The sequence below is a fragment of the Pseudomonas sp. COR18 genome (genome assembly GCF_048568395.1).
Classification (GTDB): domain Bacteria; phylum Pseudomonadota; class Gammaproteobacteria; order Pseudomonadales; family Pseudomonadaceae; genus Aquipseudomonas; species Aquipseudomonas fuscovaginae_B.
The window spans coordinates 5,028,717-5,046,927 of the sequence record NZ_CP183808.1 but is presented as its reverse complement, the minus strand read 5'-3'; the positions used below and the strand labels follow the sequence as shown (position 1 = coordinate 5,046,927).

General features: G+C 58.0%; 21 protein-coding genes, 1 tRNA gene and 1 pseudogene. 5 read left to right on the top strand and 18 right to left on the bottom strand.

What is annotated here, in order from left to right:
• The first annotated feature begins 24 nt into the window (after positions 1 to 24).
• Together ACM62G_RS23210 and ACM62G_RS23205 are read left to right on the top strand one after the other, a co-directional pair.
• A complete protein-coding gene (locus tag ACM62G_RS23210) occupies positions 25 to 1,152 on the top strand; it encodes an HNH endonuclease (protein ID WP_419735642.1) in 1,128 nt (375 codons plus the stop codon).
• Positions 1,153 to 2,013 (top strand): hypothetical protein, encoded by an 861-nt coding sequence (locus ACM62G_RS23205; protein WP_419735641.1) that lies wholly within the window; start codon positions 1,153 to 1,155, stop codon positions 2,011 to 2,013. It abuts the gene before it with no gap.
• Positions 2,014 to 2,173: 160 nt separating this feature from the next.
• Here the strand turns inward: ACM62G_RS23205 and ACM62G_RS23200 are convergent, their stop codons facing one another.
• The 3 genes from ACM62G_RS23200 to ACM62G_RS23190 form a co-directional block, all read right to left on the bottom strand.
• Positions 2,174 to 2,617 (bottom strand): hypothetical protein, encoded by a 444-nt coding sequence (locus ACM62G_RS23200; protein ID WP_419735640.1) that lies wholly within the window; start codon positions 2,615 to 2,617, stop codon positions 2,174 to 2,176.
• Positions 2,618 to 2,718: 101 nt separating this feature from the next.
• Positions 2,719 to 3,420 carry a hypothetical protein gene (locus tag ACM62G_RS23195; protein WP_419735639.1) on the bottom strand — a complete coding sequence of 234 codons (702 nt, stop codon included), beginning with the start codon at positions 3,418 to 3,420 and terminating at the stop codon, positions 2,719 to 2,721.
• 343 nt (positions 3,421 to 3,763) lie between these two features.
• Positions 3,764 to 4,903: a hypothetical protein gene (locus tag ACM62G_RS23190; protein WP_419735638.1), complete on the bottom strand. Its 1,140-nt coding sequence runs from the start codon at positions 4,901 to 4,903 to the stop codon at positions 3,764 to 3,766.
• A gap of 598 nt (positions 4,904 to 5,501) precedes the next feature.
• On the opposite strand from ACM62G_RS23190, the pseudogene ACM62G_RS23185 reads away from it, so the two are divergent.
• Positions 5,502 to 5,717: pseudogene (locus ACM62G_RS23185) on the top strand (site-specific integrase); the annotation flags it as partial.
• Positions 5,718 to 5,857: 140 nt separating this feature from the next.
• On the opposite strand, the gene ACM62G_RS23180 reads toward ACM62G_RS23185, so the two are convergent.
• From ACM62G_RS23180 to thrS, 10 genes are all read right to left on the bottom strand, one after another.
• Positions 5,858 to 6,025, bottom strand: coding sequence for a YhfG family protein (locus ACM62G_RS23180; protein ID WP_419735637.1), 168 nt, complete (start codon positions 6,023 to 6,025; stop codon positions 5,858 to 5,860).
• A gap of 144 nt (positions 6,026 to 6,169) precedes the next feature.
• A tRNA-Pro gene (locus ACM62G_RS23175) sits at positions 6,170 to 6,246 on the bottom strand.
• Between the two features lie 89 nt (positions 6,247 to 6,335).
• Entirely contained in the window at positions 6,336 to 6,692 is a 357-nt protein-coding gene (locus ACM62G_RS23170) for a MerR family transcriptional regulator (RefSeq protein WP_010443730.1), read from the bottom strand.
• Positions 6,673 to 6,975: an integration host factor subunit alpha gene (ihfA, locus tag ACM62G_RS23165; RefSeq protein WP_002553164.1), complete on the bottom strand. Its 303-nt coding sequence runs from the start codon at positions 6,973 to 6,975 to the stop codon at positions 6,673 to 6,675. The genes ACM62G_RS23170 and ihfA overlap by 20 nt, the downstream gene beginning before the upstream one ends.
• 3 nt (positions 6,976 to 6,978) lie before the next feature.
• Complete coding sequence (gene pheT, locus ACM62G_RS23160; RefSeq protein WP_419735636.1) at positions 6,979 to 9,360, bottom strand: phenylalanine--tRNA ligase subunit beta; 2,382 nt, start codon at positions 9,358 to 9,360, stop codon at positions 6,979 to 6,981.
• A 27-nt stretch (positions 9,361 to 9,387) separates the two neighbouring features.
• Positions 9,388 to 10,404 carry a phenylalanine--tRNA ligase subunit alpha gene (gene pheS / locus ACM62G_RS23155; protein ID WP_054057739.1) on the bottom strand — a complete coding sequence of 339 codons (1,017 nt, stop codon included), beginning with the start codon at positions 10,402 to 10,404 and terminating at the stop codon, positions 9,388 to 9,390.
• Positions 10,405 to 10,513: 109 nt separating this feature from the next.
• Entirely contained in the window at positions 10,514 to 10,870 is a 357-nt protein-coding gene (gene rplT, locus ACM62G_RS23150) for a 50S ribosomal protein L20 (protein ID WP_010443727.1), read from the bottom strand.
• Between the two features lie 30 nt (positions 10,871 to 10,900).
• Positions 10,901 to 11,095, bottom strand: a complete 195-nt coding sequence (rpmI, locus tag ACM62G_RS23145; protein ID WP_002553160.1) for a 50S ribosomal protein L35 — start codon at positions 11,093 to 11,095, stop codon at positions 10,901 to 10,903.
• 60 nt (positions 11,096 to 11,155) lie between these two features.
• The gene (gene infC / locus ACM62G_RS23140; protein WP_186676118.1) at positions 11,156 to 11,707 is read right to left on the bottom strand and encodes a translation initiation factor IF-3; all 552 of its coding nucleotides are present in this window, start codon (positions 11,705 to 11,707) and stop codon (positions 11,156 to 11,158) included.
• Positions 11,707 to 13,629 (bottom strand): threonine--tRNA ligase, encoded by a 1,923-nt coding sequence (thrS, locus tag ACM62G_RS23135; RefSeq protein ID WP_273822436.1) that lies wholly within the window; start codon positions 13,627 to 13,629, stop codon positions 11,707 to 11,709. The genes infC and thrS overlap by 1 nt, the downstream gene beginning before the upstream one ends.
• A gap of 384 nt (positions 13,630 to 14,013) precedes the next feature.
• Between thrS and ACM62G_RS23130 the strand changes: the two genes are divergently transcribed.
• Together ACM62G_RS23130 and ACM62G_RS23125 are read left to right on the top strand one after the other, a co-directional pair.
• The gene (locus ACM62G_RS23130) at positions 14,014 to 14,322 is read left to right on the top strand and encodes a hypothetical protein (protein ID WP_054057741.1); all 309 of its coding nucleotides are present in this window, start codon (positions 14,014 to 14,016) and stop codon (positions 14,320 to 14,322) included.
• A 283-nt stretch (positions 14,323 to 14,605) separates the two neighbouring features.
• Complete coding sequence (locus ACM62G_RS23125; RefSeq protein WP_054057742.1) at positions 14,606 to 14,818, top strand: cold-shock protein; 213 nt, start codon at positions 14,606 to 14,608, stop codon at positions 14,816 to 14,818.
• Between the two features lie 84 nt (positions 14,819 to 14,902).
• Here the strand turns inward: ACM62G_RS23125 and ACM62G_RS23120 are convergent, their stop codons facing one another.
• The 5 genes from ACM62G_RS23120 to rbsK form a co-directional block, all read right to left on the bottom strand.
• Positions 14,903 to 15,226, bottom strand: coding sequence for an I78 family peptidase inhibitor (locus tag ACM62G_RS23120; protein WP_419735635.1), 324 nt, complete (start codon positions 15,224 to 15,226; stop codon positions 14,903 to 14,905).
• 170 nt (positions 15,227 to 15,396) lie between these two features.
• Positions 15,397 to 15,702, bottom strand: a complete 306-nt coding sequence (locus ACM62G_RS23115) for a hypothetical protein (RefSeq protein ID WP_054057744.1) — start codon at positions 15,700 to 15,702, stop codon at positions 15,397 to 15,399.
• Between the two features lie 94 nt (positions 15,703 to 15,796).
• Complete coding sequence (locus ACM62G_RS23110; protein ID WP_273822440.1) at positions 15,797 to 16,825, bottom strand: nucleoside hydrolase; 1,029 nt, start codon at positions 16,823 to 16,825, stop codon at positions 15,797 to 15,799.
• A gap of 28 nt (positions 16,826 to 16,853) precedes the next feature.
• Entirely contained in the window at positions 16,854 to 17,258 is a 405-nt protein-coding gene (gene rbsD, locus ACM62G_RS23105) for a D-ribose pyranase (RefSeq protein WP_054057746.1), read from the bottom strand.
• Positions 17,255 to 18,175 (bottom strand): ribokinase, encoded by a 921-nt coding sequence (gene rbsK, locus ACM62G_RS23100; RefSeq protein WP_419735634.1) that lies wholly within the window; start codon positions 18,173 to 18,175, stop codon positions 17,255 to 17,257. Before rbsK ends, rbsD begins: the two co-directional genes overlap by 4 nt.
• Positions 18,176 to 18,211: the final 36 nt, after the last annotated feature.

Below are 18,211 nucleotides of genomic sequence, written 5' to 3'. Positions count from 1 at the left end.
CTAGTACTCAAGGAACGAAAACTCATGGCAAAGGGCTGGAGCAACGAAGAGCTTCTCGCATCGGTAGAGGCCTACCGCCTGATGGCACAGAAGCAAGAATCCGGAGTTAGCTACTCCAAGAAGCAAGTGTATGAAGAGCTTGCCGCTCGCTTTGATCGCACCGCAAAAGCATTCGAATACCGCATGCAGAACATTTCAGCCGTGTTCGATGAACTGGGATTACCGTGGATACCTGGCCTGAAGCCTGCGGTGAATGTGGGATCGGACATGAAGGCTCGGTTAGTCCAACTCATTCAAGGCGAGACACCTGAAGAAGACGCACAAGCAGCCAACCTCCAAGACAGCCCCAATTGGGAGAAAGTCCTTACTGCGGTCACCCAATTGGGAGGTACCGCCAGTCGAAAACAGGTCGAACAGTGGATGCTCGCCCATGAGCCTGGGTACAACAGCAACAAGCTCTCAGACCTCTACATGATGTCTGTTAACGCTCCCGCACGAACAGGTTATCCACAAAACAAAAGGCCCCGAAGGACTGACCAAGGCAATCGCTACGACAGACTGTTCCAGATCGGCAAAGGCACCTTTGGCATATACGATCCAGATCAACATGGCGTCTGGGAAATCTACCCCGATACTTCATCGGGTAGCCGATATCGCGTCTCTGTTCGCCGGGTAACGAGCCCAATCGAAGAAGCGCTAGCGCACGCTGAGGAAGATGCCGAGCACACCATGGGATTCTATCCCGCAGACGTAACCGACGCCAGAAAGCGTATCACCGCCAGCATCGTGCGCCGCCGAGGACAGCCCGCTTTCCGAAAAGCGCTACTAGAGGCTTACAGCGGCGCTTGCGCCATTACCGGCTGTAACCTGTCCGATGTGCTTGAAGCCGCGCATGTCCACCCCTACAAGGGCGACCACACAAATGTAGTACCCAACGGCCTGCTACTGCGTGCCGACATCCACACCTTGTTCGACCTCGGGCTGATTGCAATTGAATCCGAAACCATGATCGTAAGGGTCGCACCCAAGCTGAAAGATACCGATTACGGAAGGCTGGATGGATCTCCGATTCGCCATCCGAAACAAAAAACTGACCAAGTTAGCCCAGAAGCTTTGTATTGGCATTGGCATCAGCGTGGATGGTGCGAATGATTGATCACCAACGCATCACTAATGAACACCCTTCTTTTCAAAAGAAAATCAACGTTACTCGCGGAGAACGCCTTGCCGAAACAGACAGATGAGCAATCCCTCTCCAAAGCTTGTGAGAGCGCCTGCTGCGATTACCTTAAGTACCTGAAGTCGATCCTTGAGCCTGCCCTGAAACAGCTCGAAAAGGACTCTGAAGCGCGCACTCTGAGTCTTCATCAGGTCATTGGAGCGAATCTATTTGCTGCACATGCTATTGACTATCTCCACGCTATTCGCATGGCTGATGGTCTAGCAGAAAAGCGTTATCAGCTCGTTCTCTCTTTTGACTCAAAGTTCGCGGTTGCAGGGTCCCGCATTAAGGACGGCAAAATGAGCCTCATTGATGCAGTCAACAATGCAATGAAACACATTAGAATTGATCCAAAGCGGTATGCTGACCTCATACAAGAATATGGACCTATCAGCTTCGAGTGTTTAGTAGCCGCTGACGGAAAGGTTCTCTGTTTACTTGATGGATTTCGGTTCGACTACGTTCGTGTAGCACTACTCCCAGTGCTTCGAGCACTATGTGGGTGGCAATTCGAAAATGAGTGGGATGTACTTGAGTTCGCTCGTGGAGGATTCGAATTGGTAGAAGACGAAGGGTCATTTTTTGCGGAATACGATGATCCCATCGACGCGCTAATTGAGGTTTGCACCCCCACCTGTATTAATTGCGACGAATACGAGGAAGAGTGCCAGTGCGCTGAGTACATTTTCAATGGCGAGGCTTCTACGTACGAAGGCCGCTTTGCATCCTCAGCCAAGCTAGACTCCTTGCTTTACCCCGTTTCAGGTGCTTATCGACGAGATAGGCTGTAAACTTTACCGATTGGAACTCGCCCATGGACTTAGTTTTTTATCGGTAGGCGCACTGTTTGCGGTGATCAACTATCTGTTATTCGGCGCCCCAGAGAACTCACGATAAATAGCGACCAACCATACAGCATCATGCTAAAAATATTCACACGAACCCTATCCATTATGATGATTTCGCTGTCTTATAAAGAACTTGCGCCGCAAACAAAGCAAGAAAACAAAAAATCAAGTAGCTAAATTTTCCAACAGTGCTTAGATTTCGCACCTTTGACACACCGACAATACCGTGAAGCATGTTAAAAGCAAAAAGGACCAGAGAACTCAGAACCAGAACGCCTCCGCCAACGTTTTCAGAGATAGTATCCACATAGGTAATTTTTGGCGAATTAATTGCACGCAACCCGGACCAAAATAACACTCCACAGATAATGTAGTTTCTAATATGATCAAAAATCCATTTCAGTGTAAAATCTTTTGCATCAATATGAAGCAAATGCAAAAAAAGGCTATTAAAACTTAGCTTATCTTGAGGTTCAGTAATCAGCTCCGTAGGAAAACCTTTATTCCTCTCCGAGCCCTTTAAATTTTTACTATCTTTATCAACCATATCCCCTCACTCAAAATCCAATCAGATATTATTATCTAGCTCTCTGGACCTACGTCTCAATCACCCAATCGTGGGAAATGACGCTTTACAATCATAACCATTTACGGATCTTCTCTCCCTCCAGTTCTTCCAATTGGCAATAAACCAATCGTGATGCAGGCTTCCATCCTTCGAAAAAAGGTCTTTACCTTTTGAGAAGTAAATATAAAAATATGTTCATCCCCAGAGATAGATTTCGTTATAACTTTTATCCGTGCCTCCCTCCCATATGCTTTAGCGAAAAAATCATTTAGCTCGTCCACGTATTGCAGCTCTGCTATTGAAAATGGTTCCCCATCTAAGTCATGAACATACAAACCAGATAATTTTTTGTCAGCCAAATGCAACGACACTCCTCGCAAGTCAACATGTTTACTGATAGTAAACCACTCAGTACCTCCTGAAGCAATAACTATAGGGTTATTTTCGTTAGCAACCGGGCTAAGAGTGCAACCGCCCATCCCTCCGCCCTTTCCAACTGAAACCACTTGACTATCCTCCAGATATAGCGAGGCCGAAATAAGGGTTATGGGGGCCTCACTATAATTTCTGACCTGCAAGCTAAGCGACGCTTCCTCTCGCCCTCTGCGCACTTTAGGATGTCTGAAAACCGGGCTTAGCCGAGCTTGAATAACCGCCAGCGGTTCATTACGGGGAATGAAGCCTTTAAAATAGCTCATTACTCCGCTGACATTATTCAAAAAAGCAAATACCCCCGCCAGCAAAACCGCCAGTGATACTGCTCGCGCTGAAGCTCCACTCATGAATCGCCTCAATGAAAAGTTCATACTTTATTATTTCTCATATCTAAAATTTTCTACCGACACAGCAGCCGTCGCGTCATGCCCCGGCGAATTTACCAATACCAGCAATAGTTATCGGCAACACTCTGAGTTTCTTCAAGTATATCCAAATTCAAATCGATCATCTGAAGCTACGACGCATTCTTGGGTCATGGAACAGCTCGGTGGCGGCCTTATTTGGGCAGGATCTAAAGCACGCACATGCCGAGAGCTCTAAAGTCTAAACGGTGAGTTGGAATAATGGTCACTTTGACTGACTAAAACTGAATCCACGATACCGCCCCACATAGCGTACGATACCGGATCATCGCTCTGCTGGCCCTCGCCATTTCATCAACATGCCGTACATATCCATTTCCCCGACAAGCTCCCTAGCGATAGCTAGACGCCTCAACAGTACCTCCCTCTCCTCGCTCGTTCGCGACAAGGCTTCGTCCTCGGCCTCCCGAAAGAATGCCTGTATGCGCCGAACGTCATCCCAGGCACGAATGGCCTCAAGCAGCTCTTGCCGGGCTTCAGCCCTGGCTTTCTCCTGGCGCTGCCGCTCCCACCGCTCCTCCAGTCGCCGCCGCTCTTCCTCCCATTGCCGCCTTCGGATCTCAGCCTGGCGCTCACCCTCCTCGACCAGTCCAGCAATGGTTGTCGCCGCCGTTGCCAGATAGTCGATTATTTCGTCCAGCCGCCCCCGAAGTTCGCGCGCCTTGGCCTCCGGCCAGCGATGCACCCAATCCGCGACTGGGTAAGGACTGAATGCCTGGAGGCACAGACGCCCGGTAGCGAAGTGCTTATGTGTGGTCCAGCTCCAACTGGGGATCGGACGACGTCGCTCGGCAGCCGGCAGTTTGCCAAGAGGGATGAACTCCCCGTCGACATACCGCGCCTCCAACTGCTCGGTCATCTCGAAGATAGTCAGCCCGATGGCAATAGAGCCCACGAAGATGACAGTCGGCCTGGAAGGATGCCAAAGGCTCGGATAACGATTGTTAGCCGTCTTTCCGGGATATTCCCTTTCCTCCACGGAAGCGCGGGAATAGGTACGATCACTCGGGGCCAGCATGACCCGGTAACCGGCGGCTTCCAACCTGACGAAAAGAGCATTGGCCGTATCCAGCGCATCGTCGAGCATCGGCTCCGACACCACGACATCCACCAGCCGCCTCTGCGAAGGCTTCAGGTAGCCACTGTCGATCACCTTTCCCTTGGTAAAGAGGTCTCGTACACCGCTGATCAGAGGATGGCTGGTTGAGCGCGAAATACGTGGCCGCGGACGAACAACCTGACGCTCCGGCGGCTTGGGAAGCGGATACTCGGCTGGCCCTGGGGCATCGCCTCTTCGCCATATCAAATGGTCCCCCGGGCGTGCGTCTGGCAAGGGCACCTGTGGGCTTGGCTTGCCATGCTCGAGCTTGGCCCAGTGACCGCGCGGCGGGCGCGGCACGTTCATGGAAGTGCAGACCCTCGCCATGAAGCTAGACGAAACCCCATAGTGCTCGGCCACCCTGAGCATCGGTTGACGCCAAACCTCATCGTAGAGTGCCTCACGGGACACCTGCCCAGGCGGATCGTCACGATCCGTAGCATCCGACGGAACTGAATTCACCCACCATCCTCCTGTAGTTCCACATCCCCATGCCGACATCACCCACATCGCCTGGACGCAAGGGACTGTACCTTTGCCTAGGTACGCAGCAACCCGCCACACCGGGTTGCCCCTTCAACTGCTCGGCCTTGAGCATGATACCGTCATGCCAGGATGCAGATGCCATGTCAGACACAAGCAGGCGATCCCTGCCCAATCGGCATTCTTGCCCCCGCGTTCTCCGGGCCAGCGCGGCGCCCGCTTATCTCGGGATATGCAGGGATGAGTTCAACAAGACTGTACGCCCATATGTCCTCGAATTTCGCATAAGCCGGCAAGGCATCGGCTTTTATCACGAGGAGCTGGGCGCCTGGGCAGACGACGACATCGAACGAGCGGTTATTGTAAAGAACGGTGTCCAGGAACAAGATCGGTTCCGCAGCGAGCGCCACGGAGAAAAACCATGGCGCGTAAAACCATCACTGGCCTCTACGAGAGAAACAGAATCTGGCATGTCGATAAGGTCGTCAGAGGTCAGCTACTTCAAGAAAGCACTGGCACAAGCAATCGGGAGGAAGCAGAACAGTACCTGATACACCGGTTCGAGAAGCTCCGACAGGAGAAGGTCAACGGTATTCTCAACCTGTGCGCCCGTAAATGGCATGATGAAGAGAGACGGCCCTAGCTGGACACAGTACCGATGATCAGCAAGACGGACGAGATGACAAACAGACACACAGGCCCAATCAGACGTACAACAAGCCTCACCGATAGACGGTGAAATTGCGCGAAAAAGACAAGAAAAAGCGACTAAAGGAGCTATTTTGCTCTTGAGAAAGCCTTCAGAACCTCCTCACGCGATGGAAGAGGTTTCTCTCCATCCGCAACGGTCATTTTGAAACCCGCCAGACGCAAACTCGCCGCATAGTTGGACTGACGAGTCCTGGCCGCATAGGCCTTCTTGGCTTCCAGACTGAGAGTACCCATGGCGCAAAATCTCACGTGTGCTGACCGAACAATTCTACCCGATCACCACCCGCTACCCCATGCTGGCCACACTCAAGATAACCCCAAAATCCCCAAACGCCAGAAACAACAAAGCCACCCGAAGGTGGCTCTGTCATCGAATATTGGTCGGGACGGAGTGATTCGAACACTCGACCCCTTGCACCCCATGCAAGTGCGCTACCGGGCTGCGCTACGCCCCGACACTGAGTAGCTGTGCTTTCAAACCTCTGAAAGCGATTAGGAATGTAACCTAACCTTTTGAATTTTGGAAGTATTATTTCCAAAAAATTTACTTCTTGAGCACCACCAGCACATCCTCCAGCTCGGCGATCATCTGGTGGATCAGTTGCTTGTACTGGATGTTCTCTTCCTTGGCGTCGTCACTGGAGAGGCGCTGACGCGCCCCGCCAATGGTGAAGCCCTGGTCGTACAGCAAGGCACGGATCTGGCGGATCATCAGCACGTCGTGGCGCTGGTAATACCGGCGGTTGCCGCCCCGCTTGGAGGGGTTGAGTTGAGGAAATTCCTGCTCCCAGTAGCGCAGCACGTGCGGTTTTACCGCGCACAGCTCGCTGACTTCACCAATGGTGAAGTAGCGTTTGCCTGGGATCGGCGGGAGCTCGTCGTTATGACTTGGTTCCAGCATAGGCCTCAACTCGGGCTTTCAGTTTCTGCCCTGGACGAAAGGTGACCACACGGCGCGCCGTGATCGGGATTTCCTCTCCCGTTTTTGGATTGCGGCCAGGCCGCTGGCGTTTGTCGCGCAAATCAAAGTTGCCGAAACCCGACAGTTTGACCTGCTCGTTGTCCTCGAGTGCGTGGCGGATCTCTTCAAAGAACAGCTCGACCAATTCCTTGGCCTCGCGTTTGTTAAGACCCAACTCCTCGTAGAGACGTTCCGCCATTTCAGCTTTCGTCAGAGCCCCCATACGTCACTTCCTTAACGTGGCGTTCAACCTGGTTTCAAGCGAGGTGAGGATGTCTTGCGTTGCGGAGTTCACCTCATCGTCATTAAGAGTGCGCGATGGATGCTGCCAGGTCAAGCCAACGGCGAGGCTTTTTCTATGAGGATCAATGCCTTTACCCTCATAGACGTCAAAAAGCCTGAGGTCCGTCAGCCATTCGCCTGCATTCTCACGAATGACTTCCAGCACGGCCGTGGCTGCCACGCCCTTGTCCGCCAGCAGGGCCAGGTCACGACGCACTTCAGGGAAGCGCGACAGCTCGCTGAATTTCGGCATCTTGCCCGCCGCCACTTCAGCCAGGACCAGCTCGAAGACGAACACCGGACGATCCAGGCCCAGGGTCTTGGACAGTTCCGGGTGAATCGCGCCAATAAAGCCGACCCGTTTCCCGTCACGCTCGATCTGAGCGGTCTGGCCCGGATGCAGCGCCGGGTGTTTGCCCGGCACGAAGGTGAAATCGCCCAGGGCACCGGCAGCACCGAGGATCGCTTCCACGTCGGCCTTGACGTCGAAGAAGTCGACCGAGTCGCGACCGTGCGCCCAGCCTTCCGGCAGGCGGCTGCCGCAGACCACACCGGCCAGCATCGGCTCCTGCTTCAGGCCTTCCAGCTGACCGACGAAACGCAGGCCGCTTTCGAACAGGCGGACGCGATCCTGCTGACGGTTCAGGTTGTGCTGCAGCACCTTGACCAGGCCCGGCCACAGGGACGAGCGCATGGCCGCCATGTCGTTGGAGATCGGGTTGGCCAGCAGCAGAGGCTCGACGCCTGGGCTGAACAGCTCGAACTGCTTCGGATCGATGAAGCTGTAGGTGATCGCTTCCTGGTAGCCACGCGCCACCAGCAGGCGACGCAGCTCCGGCAGGCCGCTACGGGCTTCAGCCTTGGCCTTTGGTGCCAGGCGGGCTTGCGGGTAACGAACCGGCAGGCGGTTGTAGCCGTACAGACGCGCCAGCTCTTCGATCAGGTCGACTTCCAGGCTGATGTCGAAGCGATGGCTTGGCACTTCTACCGTCCACTGCCCTGCCCCATTGGCGGTGACGCCCAGGCCCAGACCAGTGAGCAGGCGCTCGACTTCGGCCGCGTCCATTTCCATGCCCAGCATCTGGGTGATGCGCTCGGCACGCAGGGTCACCGCTGCCACGGATGGCAGGTGCGCTTCGCTGACGGTTTCGATGATCGGGCCGGCTTCGCCGCCGGTGATTTCCAGCAGCAGGCCAGTGGCGCGCTCCATGGCTTCACGGGCCAGCTTCCAGTCCACGCCCCGCTCGTAGCGGTGCGAAGCGTCGGTGTGCAGCCCGTAGGAACGGGCCTTGCCGGCCACGGCGATCTGATCGAAGAACGCGCTTTCCAGGAAGATGTCGCGCGTGGTCGCGGTGTTCACACCGCTGTGCTCGCCACCCATCACGCCGGCAATCGCCAGGGCGCGGTTGTGGTCGGCAATCACCAGGGTATCGCTGCGCAGGGTGACTTCCTGACCGTCGAGCAGCACCAGCTTCTCGCCCTCTTCGGCCATGCGCACACGAATGCCGCCGTTGATTTCGGCGAGGTCGAAGGCGTGCAGCGGCTGGCCCAGTTCGATCATCACGTAGTTGGTGATGTCGACCGCGGCGTCGATGCTGCGCACGTCGGAACGACGCAGGCGCTCGACCATCCACAGCGGCGTCGGCTTGGACAGGTCGACGTTGCGGATCACGCGGCCCAGGTAACGCGGGCAGGCCGCCGGCGCCAGGACTTCGATCGGGCGCACTTCGTCGTGCACGGCGGCAACGGCAGGCACGGCTGGACGTGTGACGTCAGCGGCGTACAGCGCGCCGACTTCACGGGCCAGGCCCGCCAGGGACAGGCAGTCGCCGCGGTTCGGGGTCAGGTCGACCTCGATGCTGGCGTCGTCCAGGCTCAGGTAGGCACGAATGTCGTCGCCCACCGGCGCATCGGCGGCCAGTTCGAACAGGCCGTCGTTGCCTTCACCGATCTGCAGTTCGGCCTGCGAGCAGAGCATGCCGTTGGATTCGATACCGCGCAGCTTGGCCTTCTTGATCTTGAAGTCGCCCGGCAGTTGGGCGCCGATCATGGCGAATGGCACCTTCAGGCCCGGACGCACGTTGGGCGCGCCACAGACCACCTGGAAGGTTTCCGCACCGTTGCTGACCTGGCACACGCGCAGCTTGTCGGCGTCCGGGTGTTGTTCGGTGCTCAGTACTTCACCGACCACCACGCCGCTGAATTCGCCGGCGGCCGGGGTCACGCTGTCGACCTCCAGACCCGCCATCGACAGACGAGCCACCAGCTCGTCGCGGCTAACCTGCGGGCTTACCCAGCCACGCAGCCATTGTTCACTGAATTTCATCCTGTTCTCCCAATAGATTCGTGACGACTAGCGAAATTGCGCGAGGAACCGCAAGTCGTTGTCGAAGAACAGACGCAAGTCGTTCACGCCATAACGCAGCATGGCCAGACGCTCAACGCCCATGCCGAAGGCAAAGCCCTGGAATTCTTCCGGGTCGATGCCGGACATGCGCAGCACGTTCGGGTGCACCATGCCGCAGCCCATGACTTCCAGCCAACCGGTCTGCTTGCACACGCGGCAGCCCTTGCCGCTGCACATCACGCATTCCATGTCGACTTCGGCCGATGGCTCGGTGAAGGGGAAGTAGGACGGACGGAAACGCACCGCCAGTTCCTTCTCGAAGAACACCCGCAGGAATTCCTCGATGGTGCCTTTGAGGTCGGCGAAGTTGATGTCGCGATCGACCAGCAGGCCCTCGACCTGGTGGAACATCGGCGAGTGGGTGATATCGGAGTCGCTGCGATACACACGGCCTGGGCAGACGATGCGGATCGGCGGCTTCTGCGATTCCATGGTGCGCACCTGGACCGGCGAGGTGTGGGTGCGCAGCAGCATGTTCGCATTGAAATAGAAGGTGTCATGCATCGACCGGGCCGGGTGGTGGCCTGGGATGTTGAGCGCCTCGAAGTTGTGGTAATCGTCTTCCACCTCGGGACCTTCGGCGATGCCGTAGCCGATGTGGGTAAAGAATTGTTCGATGCGTTCCAGAGTCCGGGTGACCGGATGCAGACCACCGGAGGTCTGGCCACGGCCAGGCAGGGTCACGTCAATGGACTCGGCGGCGAGTTTGGCGGCCAGTTCCGCTTCCTCGAACGACGCCTTGCGCGCATTGAGCACCTCGGTGACACGCTCCTTGGCGACGTTGATCAGGGCGCCGACTTGCGGACGCTCTTCTGCCGGCAGGCTCCCCAGGGTCTTCATCACCTGAGTCAGCTCACCCTTCTTGCCAAGGTAGTGAACCCGGATTTGCTCCAGGGCATTGATGTCTTCAGCGCTTTGCACAGCCTCAAGTGCTTGAGAGACCAGTGCGTCCAGGTTTTCCATGTACAGACTCCAGATACGAAATAGGGGAAGAGCCTGAAGGCTCTTCCCCTATTTACTGACGTTTAACACCGCAGCCTGCGAATGCAGGCCACGGTGATTGTCGGGGGACTTAGGCCAGAACGGCTTTAGCTTTCTCGACAATCGCAGCAAACGCCGCTTTTTCGTTCACTGCCAGATCAGCCAGAACCTTACGGTCGATTTCGATCGACGCTTTTTTCAGGCCAGCGATGAAACGGCTGTAGGACAGACCGTTGATACGCGCACCAGCGTTGATACGAGCGATCCACAGAGCGCGGAACTGACGTTTTTTCTGACGACGGTCACGGTAGGCGTATTGGCCTGCCTTGATTACCGCTTGCTTGGCAACACGGAATACGCGCGAGCGTGCACCGTAGTAGCCTTTGGCAAGTTTCAGAATTTTCTTGTGACGCTTACGGGCAATGACGCCACGCTTTACACGAGCCATGAGTTACTTCCTCTGTTCTTGAGCCAAAAATTAACGAAGGCGCAGCATGCGCTCGACTTTTGCAACGTCAGACGGGTGCAGCAGGCTGCTACCACGCAGTTGACGCTTACGCTTGGTCGACATTTTGGTCAGGATGTGGCTCTTGAAAGCGTGCTTGTGCTTGATGCCGTTAGCAGTTTTCAGAAACCGCTTGGCAGCACCGCTTTTGGTTTTCATCTTTGGCATGTTCGGATACTCCGCATTCAATGGATAAACATAACCGCAAGGCCTGCCGTGCCCTGGTGGTTACTTCTTCTTTTTCGGGGCGATGACCATGATCAGCTGGCGTCCTTCCATCTTAGGATGCTGTTCGACCGATCCGTACTCTTGCAGGTCAGCTTCAACCCGCTTGAGCAGATCCATCCCCAGCTCCTGGTGGGCCATCTCACGGCCGCGGAATCGCAAGGAAACCTTGGCCCTGTCCCCGTCACTCAGGAAACGTACCAGGTTGCGTAGTTTTACCTGGTAATCCCCTTCCTCCGTCCCTGGACGAAACTTGATTTCTTTAACCTGCACTTGCTTCTGGTTTTTCTTCGCAGCAGCAATTTGCTTCTTCTTTTCGAAGATCGACTTGCCGTAGTCCATCACCCGGCAGACGGGTGGCTGGGCGTCAGCGGAAATTTCCACCAGGTCCAGTTTGGCTTCTTCGGCAATTCGAAGCGCTTCATCAATCGAGACGATGCCAATCTGCTCGCCATCAGCGCCAATTAACCGAACCTCGCGTGCCGAGATATTCTCGTTGATCGGCGCTTTCGGTGCAGCTCGTTTATCTTGTCTCATATCACGCTTAATAATAATTACTCCGAATCTTGGCGACCACGCCGGGAAACCGCTTGCGCGAGGAGCGCCGTGAACTGGGCGACGGGCATGGAGCCCAGGTCAGCGCCTTCACGGGTACGCACAGCGACAGTTTGCGTTTCGACTTCCCTGTCTCCGATAACCAAAAGATAGGGAACCTTGAGCAAGGTATGCTCGCGGATTTTAAAGCCGATTTTCTCATTTCTCAAGTCGGACTTGGCACGGAATCCGCTTTCGGCCAGAGATTTTTCCACTTCGAGGGCAAAATCGGCCTGCTTGTCGGTGATATTCATGATCACCGCCTGGGTTGGCGCCAGCCAGGCCGGGAACGCGCCCTCGTAGTGCTCGATCAGGATTCCGACGAAACGCTCGAACGAACCGAGGATGGCCCGGTGCAGCATCACCGGATGCTTGCGGCTGTTGTCTTCGGAAACGTATTCGGCACCGAGGCGGATCGGCAGGTTGAAGTCCAGCTGCAGGGTACCGCACTGCCAGACACGGCCCAGGCAGTCCTTGAGCGAGAATTCGATCTTCGGCCCGTAGAAGGCGCCCTCGCCCGGCTGCAGGTCATACGGCAGGCCGGCGCTGTCGAGGGCCGCGGCCAGTGCGCTTTCGGCACGGTCCCACAGCTCGTCGGAGCCCACGCGCTTTTCAGGGCGGGTGGACAGCTTCATCTGGATGTCCTTGAAGCCGAAGTCGGCGTAGACGTCCATGGTCAGCTTGATGAAGGCGGCGGATTCGGTCTGCATCTGGTCTTCGGTGCAGAAGATGTGCGCGTCGTCCTGGGTGAAACCACGCACGCGCATGATGCCGTGCAACGCACCCGACGGCTCGTTACGGTGGCAGGCACCGAACTCGGCCAGGCGCATCGGCAGCTCGCGGTAGCTCTTCAGGCCCTGGTTGAACACCTGCACGTGGCACGGGCAGTTCATCGGTTTGATGGCGTAGTCGCGGCTTTCCGACTCGGTGGTGAACATGTTCTCGGCGTAGTTGGCCCAGTGCCCGGATTTCTCCCACAGGGAGCGGTCGACCACTTGCGGGGTCTTGATCTCCAGGTAGCCGTTGTCACGCTGCACCTTGCGCATGTACTGCTCGAGCACCTGGTACAGGGTCCAGCCGTTGGGGTGCCAGAACACCATGCCCGGCGCTTCTTCCTGGGTGTGGAACAGGCCCAGGCGCTTGCCGATCTTGCGGTGGTCGCGCTTTTCCGCTTCCTCGATGCGCTGGATGTAGGCGGCCAGCTGCTTCTTGTCCGCCCAGGCGGTGCCGTAGACGCGCTGCAGCTGCTCGTTCTTCGCATCGCCGCGCCAGTAGGCGCCGGACAGCTTGGTCAGCTTGAACGACTTGAGGAAACGGGTGTTCGGCACGTGCGGGCCACGGCACATGTCGACGTATTCTTCGTGGTAGTACAGGCCCATCGCCGTTTCGTTCGGCATGTCCTCGACCAGGCGCAGCTTGTAGTCTTCACCGCGCTGGGTGAACACTTCGATGACCTCGGCGCGCGGCGTGACCTTCTTGATCACGTCGTAGTCCTTGTCGATCAGCTGGTGCATGCGCTCTTCGATCGCCGCCAGGTCGTCCGGGGTGAAAGGCCGCTCGTAGGCGATGTCGTAGTAGAAACCTTCGTCGATGACCGGACCGATCACCATCCTGGCGGTCGGATACAACTGCTTGACCGCGTGGCCAACCAGGTGGGCGCAAGAGTGACGAATGATCTCCAGCCCCTCTTCATCCTTGGGCGTGATGATTTGCAGTGTGGAATCGGCGTCGATCAGGTCACAGGCATCGACCAGCTTGCCGTTGACCTTGCCGGCCACGGTGGCCTTGGCCAGGCCGGCACCGATGGATGCGGCGACTTCGGCTACGGAAACCGGGCGATCGAACGAACGTTGACTGCCGTCGGGAAGAGTAATAGTGGGCATGGCGCCTCCTCTCCTAGTGGTGACCCCTACCAAAGGTCACGTGGGTTGGGATGAGCAGCCAGTACGCGATCCGTCCAGCCGCTCAGTGAAGAACGCCTGCCGCACAGTGGCAGGAGCCGCAAGGCCAACCGGAAACGAACCAGAGTGACTGGAGTTCAAAAAAGGGTTGATGGCGTGGCGTCGCAGGAGGAACCCCGCTACGGCGCCGAATACAGCCAGGGCGGGGATGCTAGCACAGATGAACGGTCATCGCCTCGCCACAAGCACAAACTGCTACAGTTCAGCAGGTTTCATCTGCCACCGGTGAACTTGAGCGGCCCTGCGGCCCTCAAACACCCTGCAAGCGACGCTCAGTTCGCGCTCTATCCAAAGGAGTATTCCAACATGCGCCTGACTCACCTTTTCGCCCTCGCCGCGCCCATCGCCCTGCTGCTGCCGCTGAGCGCACAGGCTGCCTGGCCGGCCGGCCAACGCGACGCCTACATGAAGGACTGCACCGCCGCCGCCAACCGCAGCGTCGACCTCAAGACCGCCCAGCAGCACTGCGCCTGCAGCGCCGACCAGCTCAACGACAAGTTCACCACGGCCGAGCTGTCCGAACTGATGCACCCGAAAGACCCCAACAAGGGCCCCAGCAAGGAACTGCAAACCAAGGCGCTGAATGTCGTTGCCGCCTGCCGCGTGAGCAAATAAGCCGCTGAATCGGCAACCCTTGGCCGGCTTCAGAGCGAAAAAGCAGTTTTTTCACACATTTTATGCAGTTTTTACGGCTTTTTTTGTCAGCCCCGTTTTTCGCTGAAAGCCTTTGAAACCGGGGCTTTCAGCCGACCGAGGCGGTAAAGAAAGCGCGACTGATTGGCAATCCGCAGCCGCGGGGGGCTCCCAAGCCGAACATTTCGACTATGATAGCTCCGTGTGCCCAGTTGGCCTGAGCAGCACAGCACTACTGAAAATATATGTTTCTTGGAGATACACCATGTCTAATCGCCAAACCGGCACCGTAAAATGGTTCAACGATGAAAAAGGCTTCGGCTTCATCACTCCTCAAGGTGGCGGTGACGACCTGTTCGTACACTTCAAAGCTATCGAAGCTGACGGTTTCAAAAGCCTGAAAGAAGGCCAGACCGTTTCCTTCGTGGCTGAGAAAGGCCAAAAGGGCATGCAAGCTGCCCAGGTTCGCGCGGAGTAATCTCCCCGGCCTGAAAAAAACCCCGTCCATGTGACGGGGTTTTTTATGGGTGCCCGAAAAGGCGTGCGACAGACAACGCCGCGATCAACCGCAGTTGACCCGCTCGATCTTGCCGGTACGGTCGGCATTGAGGTTCAGGCGATCGGAGCGGTACTCCAGGGTAATCATGTCATCCGGCCCCACCACCCGCGCGGTCTGCGCGCCACTGCGGCTGCGTGCCTGCTCCAGCAATTCGGCAGAGGCCTGCTTGCCGATCGCGAACTCGGCGCCTTTGGCCTCGCAGCGACCGCCGTCGTTCCGAGTCACGGGCTCGCTGCTACTGGCCGGCGCGGAGCCGGTGTTCGTCGAGCAACCGGCCAAGACCGACATGGCGAAAATCGCCCCCAAAGATGCAAGCTTCCAAGGCATGAAGCCTCCTTGTGAAAAATAGGTAGAGTGCGTGCGACCGCCGTTCAGGCAATTGGTTGCATATTGCCAGGCGGACGAACCGATTCTGACAGCAATACCGGACAAGTCTGCCTGAGCCAACAGCCCGCTGGCGCAATCAATCGTGACTGAATATGAACGGCTTGTATATTTCAGTAGATGTCGATGTAGTCGAAGGGCGGATTGGGCCAGTTGTCCTTCAACGCGTTGAACACCTGCTGCACCCACACCTCATCGGCCGCCGCCACGTTGCCGACATAGCCGGAACCGGCCGCCCAGGTTTCCAGGCGAAACAGCAGCCCCTCGATATCGCGCCCGCCGACCACGCCGCTGGACAGGTAGGCGATGCCCGAACGGGTCACCCGCAACTGGGTGTGCACGTCATCACTGGCCGATGCGAGCAACTGGCGCACGGCTTCGAGAGTGAGGTTGTCGGGGTTGTTCAGGTCGATCTGCACGGCGGTTTTCCCGAAAAGGCAAAACCGCAGTTTGGCACGTTGCCGGGCCTTGTGCCCAGCCAACCCGCAGGCGAGCGCCTGCGGGCCACACGGTTTACTTCAGACGCCCCAGGCGCGCCGTCAGCAGGTCGAAGAAGCCCTGCGCGTCGCCGTTCTCGACCCAGAACACGTTCTTGTTCTGCTTCAGGCCGTCGTACCAGTCGACGATGGTCTGGCCGAAGGTCGGGCCTTCGCGGCTGTCGACCACCATGTTGACCTCACGCCCGCTGAACAGCGAAGGCTTGAGCAGGTAGGCGATGACCGTGGCGTCGTGCACCGGGCCACCGGGAATGCCGTAGTGCTCCATGTCGCCCTTGACGTAGTCGTTGAGGATATCGCCGACCACCTTGCTCGCGTTGTTGTTCAGCGCGGCGATCTTCTTCAGGCGCTCGTCGCTGGTGAGGATCTTGTGCGTCACGTCCAGCGGCAGGTAGGTCAGCTTGACGCCGCTCTTGAGCACCACCTCGGCCGCCTGCGGGTCGGCGAACAGGTTGAACTCGGCCACCGGCGTGATATTGCCGCCGTTGAAGTGCGCACCGCCCATGACCACCACTTCCTTGATGCCCTGGGTGATTTCCGGATCCTGGATCAGCGCCAGGGCCAGGTTGGTCTGCGGCCCGAGCATGGCGATGGTGATGCTGTGGGGCTTGGCCGCGCGCAGGGTGTCGATCAGATAATTGACCGCATTGCCCTGGGCCAGCGGCGCCTTGGGTTCATGCACGGTCACCCCGGAGATGCCCTCCTTGCCGTGGATGTTCTCGGCGTAGATCGGCGTGCGCAGCAGCGGCCGCGGCGCGCCGGCGTACACCGGCACCTCTTCGCGTGCGGCCCACTCGCGGGCCAGGCGGGCGTTGCGCGAGGTCTTGTCCAGGCGCACGTTGCCGGCGACGGTGGTCAGCGCGCGGATGTTCAACTCCTCCGGCGAGGCCAGGGCGAACAACAGGGCCACCACATCGTCGGCACCCGGGTCGGTGTCGATGATCAGGTCGATCTTTTCCGCCGCCTGGGCGCCGGTGGCAGTGAGCAGGGACACGATCAGCAGACTCCTGAACCAGCGTGACAAATTCTGAGCATAGCGTTGCATGGTGCACTCCTTGTGCGCGATTGGAAAATCAGAACGTCACACCGGCAACCAGGATGACGTTGCTGTAGGGCTGGCACTCACCGGTACGCACCACGGCCTTGGCCTGGCGGCTGAGTGCCTTGAATTGCTCGTGGCTGAGCAGGCGCCGCAGCCCCAGGTCACCCTGGACCGTCAGCGCCTCCAAGGTCTCCAGCGCCGGTGGGCGCTTGAGCAGGATCTCTTCGGCCAATGCATGGCTTTCCACCTGCATTTCGCTGAGCACCACGCGCAGGGTGCTGACGAAATCGGGGATACCCGGGGTCAGGGCCAGGTCGATCAGCTCGACGCCCGGCGGTACCGGCAGACCGGCATCGCCGATCACCAGCATCTCGCCATGACCCAGCGAGGCGATCAAGCGTGACAGGGCAATGTTGAGCAACGGTGCTTTTTTCATGACAGTTCGAACCCCTGCACTTCAGACAATTGCGGAATGGATGGCTGCGCACCGGCGCGGGTGACCGACAACGCCGCCGCGACCTGACCAAAGCGGATCGCCTCGGCCTCGCTCTTGCCGCAGGCCAGCGCCGCGGCAAAGCCACCGACGAAGGTGTCGCCGGCGGCCGTGGTGTCCAGCGCCTGAACCTTGGGCGCCGGGAAATGGGTGAAACCCTGGCCATCGGCGAACAGCGAACCCTGGGCGCCGAGGGTGATGATCACCTTCCCTGCCCCGGCCGCCATCAGCCTGGCGGCAGCCGCCTCGGCCGAGGCTTGCGAATCCACCGGTAGGCCGCTCAGGGCCGAAGCTTCGCTTTCGTTGGGGATCAGGTAGTCGATCGACGCGTACCAGTCGGCCGGCAACGGCGCGCTGGCCGGTGCCGGGTTGAGGATGACGGTCTTGCCCAGTTCGCGGCCGCGCTTGAGCGCATAGCCGACGGTGTCCAGCGGTATTTCGAGCTGGCAGATGATCACATCGGCCGCCTGCAGTACCGCGTCGAAACCCTTGACCCCTTCGCGGCTCACCCGGCCGTTGCCGCCGGCGACGATGACGATCGCGTTCTGGCTGCTGTCGTCGACCACGATCAGCGCCACGCCGCTGGAAACACCCTCCACCGCGGTGACCGCCTGGCAATCGATGCCCTCGGCCAGCAACGCATCGCGCAGCTGCTGCCCGTAGGCGTCATCGCCGACACAGCCGACCATCGACACCTGGGCGCCCAGCCGTGCCGCCGCCACCGCCTGGTTGGCACCCTTGCCGCCGGGCACGGTGCCGAACGACTGGCCGATCAGGGTCTCACCCGCGCGGGGCAGGCGTTCGGCGCGGGTAACCAGGTCCATGTTGAGACTGCCGATGACCACTACTTTTGCTTGCATGCATCTGTACTCTTGAATTCAGTTCGGCCGGCGCCA

What these genes read in the sequence shown, in the direction of transcription:
- ACM62G_RS23210 (WP_419735642.1), top strand. Translation starts at nt 25, where the DNA reads ATGGCAAAGGGCTGGAGCAACGAAGAGCTTCTCGCATCGGTAGAGGCC.
- ACM62G_RS23200 (WP_419735640.1), bottom strand. Translation starts at nt 2,617, where the DNA reads ATGGTTGATAAAGATAGTAAAAATTTAAAGGGCTCGGAGAGGAATAAA.
- ACM62G_RS23195 (WP_419735639.1), bottom strand. Translation starts at nt 3,420, where the DNA reads ATGAGTGGAGCTTCAGCGCGAGCAGTATCACTGGCGGTTTTGCTGGCG.
- ACM62G_RS23190 (WP_419735638.1), bottom strand. Translation starts at nt 4,903, where the DNA reads ATGAACGTGCCGCGCCCGCCGCGCGGTCACTGGGCCAAGCTCGAGCAT.
- ACM62G_RS23180 (WP_419735637.1), bottom strand. Translation starts at nt 6,025, where the DNA reads ATGGGTACTCTCAGTCTGGAAGCCAAGAAGGCCTATGCGGCCAGGACT.
- ACM62G_RS23170 (WP_010443730.1), bottom strand. Translation starts at nt 6,692, where the DNA reads ATGCTGGAACCAAGTCATAACGACGAGCTCCCGCCGATCCCAGGCAAA.
- ihfA (WP_002553164.1), bottom strand. Translation starts at nt 6,975, where the DNA reads ATGGGGGCTCTGACGAAAGCTGAAATGGCGGAACGTCTCTACGAGGAG.
- pheT (WP_419735636.1), bottom strand. Translation starts at nt 9,360, where the DNA reads ATGAAATTCAGTGAACAATGGCTGCGTGGCTGGGTAAGCCCGCAGGTT.
- pheS (WP_054057739.1), bottom strand. Translation starts at nt 10,404, where the DNA reads ATGGAAAACCTGGACGCACTGGTCTCTCAAGCACTTGAGGCTGTGCAA.
- rplT (WP_010443727.1), bottom strand. Translation starts at nt 10,870, where the DNA reads ATGGCTCGTGTAAAGCGTGGCGTCATTGCCCGTAAGCGTCACAAGAAA.
- rpmI (WP_002553160.1), bottom strand. Translation starts at nt 11,095, where the DNA reads ATGCCAAAGATGAAAACCAAAAGCGGTGCTGCCAAGCGGTTTCTGAAA.
- thrS (WP_273822436.1), bottom strand. Translation starts at nt 13,629, where the DNA reads ATGCCCACTATTACTCTTCCCGACGGCAGTCAACGTTCGTTCGATCGC.
- ACM62G_RS23130 (WP_054057741.1), top strand. Translation starts at nt 14,014, where the DNA reads ATGCGCCTGACTCACCTTTTCGCCCTCGCCGCGCCCATCGCCCTGCTG.
- ACM62G_RS23125 (WP_054057742.1), top strand. Translation starts at nt 14,606, where the DNA reads ATGTCTAATCGCCAAACCGGCACCGTAAAATGGTTCAACGATGAAAAA.
- ACM62G_RS23120 (WP_419735635.1), bottom strand. Translation starts at nt 15,226, where the DNA reads ATGCCTTGGAAGCTTGCATCTTTGGGGGCGATTTTCGCCATGTCGGTC.
- ACM62G_RS23110 (WP_273822440.1), bottom strand. Translation starts at nt 16,825, where the DNA reads ATGCAACGCTATGCTCAGAATTTGTCACGCTGGTTCAGGAGTCTGCTG.
- rbsD (WP_054057746.1), bottom strand. Translation starts at nt 17,258, where the DNA reads ATGAAAAAAGCACCGTTGCTCAACATTGCCCTGTCACGCTTGATCGCC.
- rbsK (WP_419735634.1), bottom strand. Translation starts at nt 18,175, where the DNA reads ATGCAAGCAAAAGTAGTGGTCATCGGCAGTCTCAACATGGACCTGGTT.